At 42.4% G+C, this 11,580-nt stretch carries 12 protein-coding genes and 2 pseudogenes; 10 read left to right on the top strand and 4 right to left on the bottom strand.

Annotated features, from left to right (window positions below; all coding sequences use genetic code 11):
* Positions 1–280: 280 nt before the first annotated feature.
* Complete coding sequence (locus EWV66_RS19920; protein ID WP_128575286.1) at positions 281–856, bottom strand: choice-of-anchor C family PEP-CTERM protein; 576 nt, start codon at positions 854–856, stop codon at positions 281–283.
* A 370-nt stretch (positions 857–1,226) separates the two neighbouring features.
* Here EWV66_RS19920 and EWV66_RS19925 point away from each other — a divergent pair, with 370 nt between their 5' ends.
* The 9 genes and pseudogenes from EWV66_RS19925 to EWV66_RS19965 all read left to right on the top strand — a co-directional run bounded on the left by EWV66_RS19925 (position 1,227) and on the right by EWV66_RS19965 (position 9,431).
* Positions 1,227–1,658: a DUF29 family protein gene (locus EWV66_RS19925; protein ID WP_052277978.1), complete on the top strand. Its 432-nt coding sequence runs from the start codon at positions 1,227–1,229 to the stop codon at positions 1,656–1,658.
* A 309-nt stretch (positions 1,659–1,967) separates the two neighbouring features.
* A pseudogene (locus tag EWV66_RS19930) lies at positions 1,968–2,171 on the top strand (DUF5678 domain-containing protein); the annotation flags it as partial.
* A gap of 36 nt (positions 2,172–2,207) precedes the next feature.
* Positions 2,208–3,221: a WD40 repeat domain-containing protein gene (locus EWV66_RS19935; RefSeq protein WP_052277977.1), complete on the top strand. Its 1,014-nt coding sequence runs from the start codon at positions 2,208–2,210 to the stop codon at positions 3,219–3,221.
* Between the two features lie 46 nt (positions 3,222–3,267).
* A complete protein-coding gene (locus tag EWV66_RS19940; RefSeq protein WP_052277976.1) occupies positions 3,268–3,840 on the top strand; it encodes a Uma2 family endonuclease in 573 nt (190 codons plus the stop codon).
* Between the two features lie 186 nt (positions 3,841–4,026).
* Positions 4,027–4,935: a 2-carboxy-1,4-naphthoquinone phytyltransferase gene (menA, locus tag EWV66_RS19945; protein WP_072923901.1), complete on the top strand. Its 909-nt coding sequence runs from the start codon at positions 4,027–4,029 to the stop codon at positions 4,933–4,935.
* A 179-nt stretch (positions 4,936–5,114) separates the two neighbouring features.
* Positions 5,115–6,809 carry a helicase HerA domain-containing protein gene (locus EWV66_RS19950; RefSeq protein ID WP_072923899.1) on the top strand — a complete coding sequence of 565 codons (1,695 nt, stop codon included), beginning with the start codon at positions 5,115–5,117 and terminating at the stop codon, positions 6,807–6,809.
* Positions 6,810–6,865: 56 nt separating this feature from the next.
* On the top strand, positions 6,866–7,318 hold the full coding sequence (locus tag EWV66_RS19955) for a DUF29 domain-containing protein (RefSeq protein WP_287108496.1): 453 nt from the start codon (positions 6,866–6,868) through the stop codon (positions 7,316–7,318).
* A 2-nt stretch (positions 7,319–7,320) separates the two neighbouring features.
* The gene (gene rlmD / locus EWV66_RS19960; RefSeq protein WP_052277973.1) at positions 7,321–8,688 is read left to right on the top strand and encodes a 23S rRNA (uracil(1939)-C(5))-methyltransferase RlmD; all 1,368 of its coding nucleotides are present in this window, start codon (positions 7,321–7,323) and stop codon (positions 8,686–8,688) included.
* Positions 8,689–9,029: 341 nt separating this feature from the next.
* A complete protein-coding gene (locus tag EWV66_RS19965; RefSeq protein WP_002763681.1) occupies positions 9,030–9,431 on the top strand; it encodes an ATP-binding protein in 402 nt (133 codons plus the stop codon).
* Here the strand turns inward: EWV66_RS19965 and EWV66_RS19970 are convergent.
* On the bottom strand, positions 9,428–9,709 hold the full coding sequence (locus EWV66_RS19970) for a DUF6439 family protein (protein ID WP_287108495.1): 282 nt from the start codon (positions 9,707–9,709) through the stop codon (positions 9,428–9,430). The two genes, EWV66_RS19965 and EWV66_RS19970, sit on opposite strands and share 4 nt — an antisense overlap.
* Before the next feature lie 72 nt (positions 9,710–9,781).
* On the opposite strand from EWV66_RS19970, the gene EWV66_RS19975 reads away from it, so the two are divergent.
* Positions 9,782–10,183 carry a sll0565 family protein gene (locus EWV66_RS19975; RefSeq protein WP_002768149.1) on the top strand — a complete coding sequence of 134 codons (402 nt, stop codon included), beginning with the start codon at positions 9,782–9,784 and terminating at the stop codon, positions 10,181–10,183.
* 41 nt (positions 10,184–10,224) lie between these two features.
* Here EWV66_RS19975 and EWV66_RS19980 read toward each other — a convergent pair whose 3' ends face one another.
* Together EWV66_RS19980 and EWV66_RS19985 are read right to left on the bottom strand one after the other, a co-directional pair.
* Complete coding sequence (locus EWV66_RS19980) at positions 10,225–10,860, bottom strand: pilus assembly FimT family protein (RefSeq protein ID WP_287108494.1); 636 nt, start codon at positions 10,858–10,860, stop codon at positions 10,225–10,227.
* A pseudogene (locus tag EWV66_RS19985) lies at positions 10,838–11,333 on the bottom strand (type 4 pilin). The gene EWV66_RS19980 and the pseudogene EWV66_RS19985 overlap by 23 nt, the downstream one beginning before the upstream one ends.
* Positions 11,334–11,580 lie beyond the last annotated feature (247 nt).

Genomic DNA, 11,580 nt, shown 5'->3' on the forward strand with positions numbered 1-11,580 from the left:
TTTGAGTTAAAAGTTAAACTTCAAGTTTTCATTCAGGACGAATGTACTGGTTAACTAATTTTTTGGGGAAAATTAGTTAACCCATCATTATAACATATAATTAATTTGCAAGAGTTCTAATCTTCTAACTGCATAGGTTGTTACCTCCTAAAACATCAATACTATCCTAGCATATTATTAAAAATGTGCCGCAAAATTCAAATTATTCACCGATTTTAAGCCTATCTGAATATTCAATTTAACCCACCTAGTTTAGATGGGTTAAAAAGATAAAAATAGATTAAGATTGACGTTTTAAAGCAGAACTAATTCCTAATACTCCTAAACTCAATAATCCTAGCATTGATGAAGGTTCGGGAACAGCTATCACTGAGACATTATCCAACACAGGACCAGCAAAGCTATTACTTAAACTGATAAACTCAAGGGTAGTGGTTGTACTGTTAGCAGTAAAATCCCAAGAATTTGATACCCATCCCATGTTTGAACGGCTTTTTCCTGTTGTGTCAAAAGAAAAGTCAGCAGAACTTCCTCCTGCACTCACTCTCATCTCTTTAATAGTAGGACTTGCGTTGGGATTACCCGCCAGATCAAAAGTCACCCGATAAGTCCCACCGACAGTTGTGTTAAAGGTTTGCTGAATTCGACCAGCATTCCCTCCAGATAAATCCAGACTTCTAGAACCATTAGAAGCTTGCCATACTGTACCTATATAATCAATTGATCCTTGGCTAACCGTCCATCCTGTAATTACCGTGGAAACAGCATCAAGTGTTTGAAAAAGACCAGGGTTTGCACCGTTCTCAAAACTGCCATTTTGAACCAAATTTGCTGCTTGTACAGGGGTGACTATCAAAGCACTTACACCAAGGACAGAGGAAGCAATTGAGAGCTTTAATAAGCTATGCTTACCCCCCCCCGAAAATCAATTAGTTTTGCTAATTTTTGCGTCATGACTAAAAACTCGACTTTTACAAGAACGGCCTCATCATAGCAGAGAAAAGCTTATAAAATAGATTAACTTTTTGGCTCTTCTCGACTTTGTGTGACAATTTTTGCTTATATAGTAGCGATCGATCTTTGTGTCCTTTGTGTCTCTGTGGTTGGTTCCACTCACTCGCCCGCAAGAATGTATCTTAGAATACATTTTACCCAATAAACCTGGGATATCCGAGAGACTTGTGGCCAGATATAATTAAGGGGTATTTGGGGGAAGAAATTGGATTATGGAAGAACTTTTAGAATTAAAAGCTTTACTCTTAAAAGGTGATATTAAAGGTTCACTGGCGATTGTAGAAGAACTTGAAGATATGGGCAAAAATGGGATTATTAGCACCATTCGTAGTTATGCTGTTATCTTATTACTTCATTTAATTAAACAACAGGCAGAAAACCGAACCACTCGTTCTTGGGATGTCTCCATTCGCAATAGCGTTAGAGAAATTCAACGCCACAATAAACGCCGAAAAGCAGCAGGATATTATTTAAGTGATGAGGAATTAACAGACACTTTAAACGATGCTTATCTTAATGCTTTGGATGCCGCTCCTCTAGAAGTCGAAGCAGCTTGTTATCAATCGGAGCAACTAGAAGCTATAATTAACAAAAATAAACTGATTAGCGATGCTTTTATTTTAATCAAAACCGTCTCTCCTTAGAAAGATTATGACAGACTCAATCTCTCAAGAACAAGCCCAAAAAATGTTAAGTAGCTGGTTATAATTAAATTTAAAATGGATTTTAGGTTCGATCCCCCCTAGCCCCCCTTGATAAGGGGGGAAGCCGAAGGCGGGGGGATCCCCCTTGATAAGGGGGGAAGCCGAAGGCGGGGGGATCCCCCTTGATAAGGGGGGAAGCCGAAGGCGGGGGGATCCCCCTTGATAAGGGGGGTGCCGATCCCCCCTTAGTCCCCCCTTTAATCCCCCCTTAATAAGGGGGGCATCTGACAACTTTTAACGCCTACCTACTTACGTTGGTTAAACAAAAATCGTGACACCGTGATTGATTTATATAAAAATCAATACATTGCCTATAATGAAAAAGGAGTCATTGCTCACGGTGAAAATTTACAGAATGTTCTAGAAGAAGCCAAGACAACCAATCAAGAATTTGTCATTTATCTTGTTCCTCGTTGTCGTTATTCTATTCAAATTCTACCCCTTCAAGTTTAAAGTAGTTTAAGATGATTTTGACAACGGCAAAATTCTATGAAAATAACCCTTTATCAACCGACATTATCTTTATTATTACTGCTGTTGCTATCCGGTGGTTGTGCAGTCAATCGGGAAAAAGAGAAAACCACCACCCCGCAAGCGTCTCCCCTAGCAGAAATCGTTCCTTGGCAGATGGTCGAACGGGTTACTATTTTAAAAGCCGATCAGGATCCCATCTATGCTTTGGCCATTAGTCCCGATAACTCCCTGCTGCTGAGTGGTAGTTTTGACGGCACTGTTAGGGAATGGGACCTAAAAACCCAAAAACCTCTCAGGACTTGGCAACTAGGAGATACTGTTAACGCTATCCAATTTAGTCCCGATGGCAAGAGTTTCGTAACTGCCGATGCGGGGGGAAAAGTGCAACGCTGGAATACGCGCACGGGAAAATTAGAAATGACCTATCCTGGCCATGCTTTTCTCGTTACTGATGCCGCTATTTCTCCCGATGGCAAAATTTTGGCCACGGGTAGCTGGGATCGTACAGTTAAACTCTGGGATTTTCAGACGGGTACACTGTTAAAAACCCTGCGCGGTCATAATCATCCGATTCAGGCGATCGCATTTAGTCCCGATGGTAAAGGAATTGTCAGCGCCGATTACGATGGTTTCGTTAAACTGTGGAAAGTGAGTACCGGTCGCTTTATTCGGGCCTATGCGGGGAATTTATTCCCCGTTTATCGGGTGCTTTTTTCCAAGGATGGTAATACCGCCGGTACTGCTAGTCAAGACGGTTCGATCCGCGGTTGGCAAGTGAAAAGCGGCATCGGCACCACTACTATTCTCGCCCATAACGACGCTGTTACCGATATGGCCCTGCTGGATGGGGGTAAAGTTTTGGCCAGCACTTCCGGGGATGGAACTGTCAAATTTTGGGATGTTAATACCCGTCGGCACTTGAATACTCTCAAGGGAAACGTCATCTTAAGAATGGTTGCCAGTCGAGATGGTCGTTGGTTAGTCACTGGAGATCGAGACGGTGCGATCGCAATCTGGCGGGGAATCTAATTAACTATAATTAAGACTAGAGTGTTTTCTAGGGCGAAATATAGCTATGGCAGCAGTGATTTTAAACTTAGATACAGTCAATCTCAGCGATGAGCAGTTTTACCGTCTCTGTCAAGTTAACCCAGATTGGCAACTGGAAAGAAACGTTCAAGGAGAATTAATTGTGATGCCACCTGTTGGGGGAATTAGCGGCAACCGAGAAGCCGATTTTATCATTGACTTAGGTATCTGGAACCGTCAAACCCGATTGGGTAAAGTCTTTAGTTCGGCGACGATTTTTCGTTTACCGAAAGGCGGAGATCGCGCTCCCGATGCCGCTTGGGTGAGTTTAACTCGTTGGCAAGCTCTGAGTCGAGAAGAACAGGAGAAATTTCCGCCTATTTGTCCCGATTTCGTCATTGAACTGCGCTCCCGTAGCGATTCCCTCCCGGAAATTCAAGCTAAAATGCGGGAATATCTCCACAGTGGTTTGCGATTAGGTTGGCTAGTTAATCCTCAACAACAACAAGTGGAAATTTATCGTCCTCAGCAACCCGTAGAAATTATGGAACTACCCGCTAATTTAAACGGAGAGGATGTCTTACCCGGTTTTAGTCTATTTATCTCTATTTTTGAGTAAAATATCCTTAAAACCCAGGTATGATCAGACCTCTGGTCAAAATCAAAATAGGAGTCGCTCGTCAGTAGTCAGGGTAAATTCAAGGACTTTTTCCCTGAAAATTGGCTAATTGACCCCCTGAAAATCGGTAAAACCCCACACCCCACACCCTACGCCTAGGAAAAACTTTGTCAGCAAACCCTAACTATGACCACCGATACTGTCACCACTCCCTCGCCCCAAAAACTCTGGTTAGCAGCCATTAAACCACCAATGTATAGTGTGGCAATTATACCGATTATTCTGGGAACAGCGATCGCTTATCAGGAAACAGGTCTATTTTCTCTGCCGATTTTTGCCACTTTTATCCTCTCAGCTATTTTAATTCTCGCTTGGTTAAATCTCAGTAATGATGTTTTTGATGCCGATACCGGGATCGATGTCAATAAGGCACATTCGATCGTTAATTTAACTGGCAATAAATCTTTAATTTTCTGGCTGAGTAATCTTTTTCTATTAGTGGGTATTGCTGGTATTCTTGCTATTAGTTATTGGCGAGGCGATTGGACTATACTAGAATTAATCGCCCTCTGCTGTTTTTTGGGCTATACCTATCAAGGTCCTCCCTTCCGTCTCGGTTATCAAGGATTAGGTGAAATTATCTGTTTCTTTACTTTTGGACCCTTAGCGATTGCCGCTGCCTACTATTCCCAAGCTGGTGCTTTTTCTCTCTCTAGTCTAGCGGCTTCAATTATTATCGGGATTACCACTTCTATCATCCTTTTTTGTTCCCATTTCCATCAAGTCGCCGATGATCTCAAAGCGGGTAAAAAATCACCTATTGTCCGTTTAGGTACTTTAAAGGGTTCTAAAGTTTTAACCGTAGTGACGGTTCTCGTTTACGTTTTAACGGTAGTTTTTGTCCTGCTCCAGGTTTATCCCCCTCTCACTCTTTTAATCTTCCTTAGTCTCCCTTTCGCTTGGCAATTAGTCAACCACGTTAACCAAAATCACGACCAACCTCAGCTAGTCAGTAACTGCAAGTTTATAGCGGTTAATCTTCACTTTTTTAGTGGCATTCTCTTCTCCCTTGGCTATTTCCTTGCTTCCCGTTGATCAACACGATTTTTTTTCTTAAACCCCTTTATCAGTTATCAGTTATCAGTTATCAGTTATCAGTTATCAGTTATTAGTTTTGAGTTTTAAGTTCAGTGATCACTGTTTACTGATCACTGAAAACACTTCCTCATTCATAATTCATAATTCATAATTCATCGCCACAAATCAAGGTTAGCATGAGTGAACAACCCCTCGGATCGGTTATTCAAGGTTCCCTGAGTGAAGGTTTAGAAATCCGTCTTTATCCGGATATTTCCGTGGAAGATATGCGCGTCGGTAAATTTTTAGTGGTGCAAGGCACTCGCTCGCGTTTTTTCTGTCTCCTCACCGATGTCTCCCTGGGTAACTCCAGTCCCCGGATTATCGCGAATCCTCCCCATCCCGATGATAGTTTTATGCGCGATGTTTTAGCGGGTAGCGGTACTTATGGTACTATTGACCTATCTCCCATGCTCATGTTTACTCCGACTGGAGGTAATTCCCCGGCAGTTTCTGACACTTCTTTAGGCTCTTTTCAACCCCAAACTAGCGCCGATTTAGAATTACTGCCAGTTAAAACTATTCCCGCCCATTTTAGCCAAGTTTATGAAGCTTGTGAGCAGGATTTTCGCATGGTTTTCGGTTGGGAAGATGACCCCACCAGAAAGAATTTTGCTATTGGTCAACCCCTTGACATGGACGTGCCAATATGTATTAATCTCGATCGCTTTGTGGAACGTAGTAACGGTGTTTTTGGCAAATCCGGGACGGGAAAATCCTTTTTAACTAGATTACTAATTTCGGGCATTATTCGCAAACAAGCAGGGGTTAACCTCATGTTTGATATGCACTCGGAATACGGTTGGGAAGCGATGAAAGAAGGGAAGGAGGTTTCTACGGTGAAAGGATTATGTCAATTATTCCCCGGACAGGTGGAAATTTATACCCTCGATCCCGATTCTACCAAACGTCGGGGAGTACGAGGAGCGCAGGAATTATTTTTAAGTTATAATCAGATTGAAATCGAAGATATTCGTTTAATCGGTCGGGAATTAGGTATCTCGGAAGCTAGTTTAGATAATGCCAATATTCTCTATAACGAGTATGGAGAATCTTGGATTACTCAGTTATTAAATATGAGTAACGAGGATATTAAAATCTTCTGTACGGAAAAACAAGGCCATGCGGGATCAATCATGTCCCTCCAGAGAAAATTAATGCGTCTAGATAGTTTGAAATATTTAAGAAGTGTTTGTCCCCACAATTATATCGATCAGGTTTTACAAGCTTTAGATGCAGGTAAGCACGTTGTTATTGAATTTGGCTCCCAAAGTAATATGCTTTCCTATATGTTAGCCACCAATATGATCACCCGTCGGATTCATGCTAATTATGTTAAAAAAGCTGAATATTTTTTACAAACTAAAAACCCCGTTGATCGGCCGCAACAGTTAGTAATTACCATTGAAGAAGCTCATCGATTTCTTGATTCTGCTGTGGTACATCAAACTATCTTTGGAACTATCGCCAGGGAGATGCGAAAATACTTTGTTACTCTCTTAATTGTCGATCAAAGACCTTCAGGAATTGATAACGAAGTTATGTCTCAGGTAGGGACGAGAATCACCTGTTTATTAAACGATGAAAAAGACATCGAAGCCATATTTACTGGGGTTTCTGGAGGGGGAAGTTTGCGATCAGTTTTAGCGAAATTAGACTCAAAACAACAAGCTTTAGTTTTAGGTCATGCGGTCCCCATGCCGGTAGTAATTCGTACTCGCGCCTACGATCAAAAATTCTATGCTGAAATAGGTGCGACCGACTGGAAAGAATTACCCGATGAGGAAGTATTAGCGGCGGCCAAAATTGCCAAAGCTGATCTAGGATTTTAGAAAAATTAACTTTTGATTGTAGAATAGAGTTGGATTGTTTTTACTGTTTACCTCCCATGACCGCTCAAATACCGATCTCGAAGATCAGCTTATACGATCGAGATTTTCAGCTATGGATCGAGACAACCGTTAACCAATTACGACAGGAGGATTTTGCCTCGGTTGACTGGACTAATCTGATCGAGGAATTAGGAAGCATAGGAAAAAATAATCGACAGGCTCTCAAAAGTTTGTTAATTCAATTATTAGCTCATCTGCTCAAGTTAGTTTATTTGCAGACGGAAAGAGAGTATAATGCTAATAAGTGGGAAGCGGCAATTATTGATTTTCGAGTTCAAATTGCCGATCTGCTGGAAGACAGTCCTAGCTTAAAACCTTATCTCCTCGAAATTTTCGATTCTTGTTATGGAAAAGCTAGGCAAATAGTCTCGAAATTGAGCAGGCAAGAAATTCCCAGAGAAGTCATTATTACCCCAGAAGAAACCCTGGATGAAAACTGGTTTCCCTAACTATGCAACAAGGTGATTTAATCGAGATCGAGATTACCGACCTCAACCATACGGGCGAAGGTGTGGGAAAATACCGAGGACAGGTGATTTTTGTGCCGGATACGGTCATTGGCGATCGCATTCAAACTCGCATCACCTATATCAAAAAAAGTCATGCGATCGGCAAACTACAAACTATTCTACAAGCTTCTCCCCATCGTATCCGGCCCCGCTGCATCGTCGCCGATAAATGTGGTGGCTGTCAATGGCAACACATCGAGGACCAATTTCAGCGCCTAGTCAAAAAAGAGCAAGTACAAGAGGTATTAACCAGAATTGGCGGTTTTAGCGATCCTTTGGTTTATCCTCCCCTCACCGGTAATTCTCCCCTCGCTTATCGCAATAAAGCTACCTATCCCCTCGGATTTTCCCCCACCGGCAATGTGCAAGCAGGTTATTATCGTCGCGGCAGCCATCATCTGATTAATCTCAATCAATGTCCGATTCAAGATCAGGCTTTAAATCCGTTTCTAGCAGAGATAAAACAGGATATTCAGGGTCAAGGCTGGTCAATTTACGATGAAAAGACCCACCAAGGACAATTACGCCATTTATCCCTAAGAATTGGCCGCCACACTGGAGAAGTTTTATTAACCCTGATTAGTACCGATAATAATTTACAGGGAATTGAGGCACAGGCGCAGCAATGGCTGGCAAAATACGCCAATTTAGTCGGTGTAACCGTGAATTATCACCCCGAGCGAGGTAATGCTATTTTTGGCGCTCAGACCACAACTATCGCCGGAAGGGACTATATTACCGAAAAGTTCGCCGGATTAACCTATCAATTGGCTGCCGATACCTTTTTTCAGGTTAATACAGAGGCTGCTGAAGCCTTATTTGCGGTTATTTGTCAGAAATTAGACCTTAAAGGTGAAGAAATTCTCATTGATGCCTACTGTGGTATCGGTACTTTTACTTTACCCCTCGCTAAACGGGTTAAAGAGGTGATTGGACTAGAATCCTATAGCTTTTCCCTCGATCGAGCCAAGATTAACGCCCAATTAAATGATATTACCAACACAACCTTTATTTTGGGGGCAGTAGAAAAAACTTTACCGCAACTGACAGTTAAACCCGACATTATTCTACTCGATCCGCCCCGCAAAGGTTGCGATCGATCTGTCCTCGATAGTCTGTTACGGCTGCAAAGTCAACGCATTGTTTATATCAGTTGTCAAAGTGCAACTTTAGCCAGAGACTTGCAATATCTCTGTCAAACAGGCGATTATCAACTGCTAGAAGTGCAAACCGCCGATTTCTTTCCCCAAACTCCCCACGTCGAATGCGCTGCTTTTCTTAGACAAAAAACAGCGAATATGGTAGGATGAAATAGGAGGAAAAACCCGACACTTTAGCCGTTTATGGTCGAAAAGTCAATGGGTAAGGATGATAGCATATTAAAGACCGTTCCAGTCAACTACTTTTTTGATTAATTACCCGCTCAAAGTGGCCTTGATTCTCGATTGGTGTGTAGATCAATCATAAAAATATCTAATCAATCTCAGAGACAGAAAAGGGATAAAACATGACTCATTAGGTATGGCAATCAACTAGATCGACGGTTAAGAGACCTTAATCTTTCTGTAAGAGAACAGTCATTGAATATAAGCTAGAGGTAAAGTGCGTGATTGCTATTTCACTGCCAACAAGCAAACGAAGTTGGAACACCATGAGTTTCGCTTCCACCTTGTATCTTTGTCCGATTTTAGATTTATTGACCGCTAGTATTCCCGAAGAATTAGAACCAGAAATTAGATTAGGATTGCAAGAAGCTTTAGTTAATGCCGCTAAACACGGCAATCATCTCGATCCCAGCAAAACCGTGGTCGTTCACTTTTCCAGCAGTAAAGACGAGTATTCTTGGGTAATTACCGACGAAGGTTGTGGATTTACGCCAGGTTGTCCCCATCATGGCTGTAGTTGCGATTGTCCCAATTTTCCCCCCGAAGAAGCGGAAAATGGCCGAGGACTGTGTATGTTATATCAAATCTTCGACCAAGTTCACTGGAATCAACAAGGAACCCAACTGAAACTTTGTAAACAAATTAAACAGGAACGCTGGTTTAATTAATGACCGTGACCGTGAGAAGGACAGGGAGGAGCAGAAATCGAGCGATCAAGCCAGCCTGTAGCCTGTTGTAGCCGAGGAAGTGCTTCTTCTGGCTGATTATCTAATAAAAACACCAAAGCCGTCCCTAATTGTTCGGCGGCCCGAGCATTACGATTGGCTTTCAGACGATGCCAGTCAATCGGTGTGATCGCCAAACGTTCCGCCAAAATCCGCGCCAATTCCAGGGTAGATAGATCATCAACAGTCTGAGATGAGGAAGAGACAGGGGATGGAATCATAGTCAAAAGGTTTCGTAAAACCGTAAAATCGTCTATAACTATAGTTTAGACGCAGGAAATACCATCGAGTCCATGTCCTTAGAAGAAAACCCGTACCCTAACGATGAATCGGCAGAATTTACCCAAGCGATTGAAGAAGTCGAAGCGGCGATCGCAACATTAAAAGACCGTTATCGACAGATCAACGAAGCAGAACAGCAAAAAAAAGACCTAGAGGCACAATTTAGCCAAATAGAACCCCAATGGCGGGAAAATCCCCTACCTGAACTAGAAAAGGAATTGTTACAAATTCGCGAACAGATTCAAGAATTAGAGGTAATTTTAGAAAGCAATTTACTTAAAGAAGGGGAATTAAAGCGCCTATTCTGGGAAGGAATCCGTCGCGGACTGCTGGGGGAAGTTTTTTGGCAAATTGTCCGCTTTGGTGGTATCGGAGTCTTACTGGGTTGGATTCTGCGATCCTGCAGCGGGTGATTAACTGCACAGGAGTGGGGTGTGTTGCCTTGAGAAGCTGATTAGGGTTCGGTTCCATCGAGACGGATTTTACAATTATTGGCATTGAGCGTATCTAGAGGATCGCCGTTATAAGTGCCTTGTTTAACTATTCCTAACAGAGAAGCGATAACTATACACTTTTTTTCTTGGTTGGGATAGGGCTCGTCGGCATTGGCGGCGGAATATAATACGATTATCGCTTGATCTTTCGGCGGATCAAACCGGGGGAGCTTACTTTTTGGCTCCTGCGGCACATGACCCCGAAAGGAAAACTGCACCCCCGGACTGCCGCCCAGGGTGGGAAAATTATTCACCACCATAAATACTTCCTGCGGCAGATTTAAGGAACCCGCATTAGTATTAGTCGCCACTAAACAACCCGGTTCATTGGCCTTTATTTGCTCGTAAACCGTGGGATTAGCACCAGTCCCTTCAGTAAAATTAATCGTGCAAATTCTCCCTAGACGGATGGCTTGTTTTTGAGCATCCTGTAGGGCTGATTGTATAGCATCGGTGGCTTCTTGGACTTTATTTCTATTTAACCAAGCTAATAAATTAGGTCCAGTTAAGGCGGCAAGAATTCCCGCAATTGCCAAAGCTACCAAAATTTCTAACAGGGTAAAACCCTGATTTTTATGGACAGTTGAACGACGCATCGGGAATCACCTCGACAGAACTTTCGGCAATAACATCTTCTTGGTTTTGGTAATCTTTAGCAGTTTTATCTGTTGCTTCGACTCGATAATCAATACGGAGACGATGGGGATTAGCCAATTGCTCAGCAATCTTAAAAGTTTGAAAGAGAGAATAGTCTTTACCGACAATTGGTTTTTCCGCTACTAATCGTTCCGCCGGTATAGGGGTGGTGGGGGGGGGGAATAGCCGTTAGTTGTCTTCTTAAAGCTGTGGCATAACCCTGATTGATATTTGTACACACATCTGCGGTGATGTATTTGTTATCTAAAGTCGAAGCTAAAAATTTGACATCCTCGAAATCTTCTTGTATCCAAAAGTTAGCTTGAGCTTGTCTTTCTGCCCGAACTTTATATAAGGCATTCACTGCCATTAACTGTAAGGTTCCTGTTAAGAAAGCGGTAATAGTTAAAATGGCAATTATCACTTCTAACATCGAGAAACCTGACTCGGACGACGGTAGTTTTAACGGTATTCCCTTTTCTTTTGATTTCACTTTTCAACCCTCCCCGTTTTTCCTGAACACTACTGGCTTTTTTTAGCTATCAACTACAGAGTACCCAGTTGACATCCTCACCGCCGTAAACGGACGGTGATTCCCAAACCTCACGATTTAGGTTTCTGCTTCTTTCCCGAAGGATTTTTCGCACCTGCCTTAACAGATTTACTCTGTTCTGGTCTTA

The sequence above is a fragment of the Microcystis sp. M_OC_Ca_00000000_C217Col genome (assembly GCF_007095585.1).
In the GTDB taxonomy this organism is placed as follows: Bacteria; Cyanobacteriota; Cyanobacteriia; order Cyanobacteriales; family Microcystaceae; genus Microcystis; species Microcystis panniformis.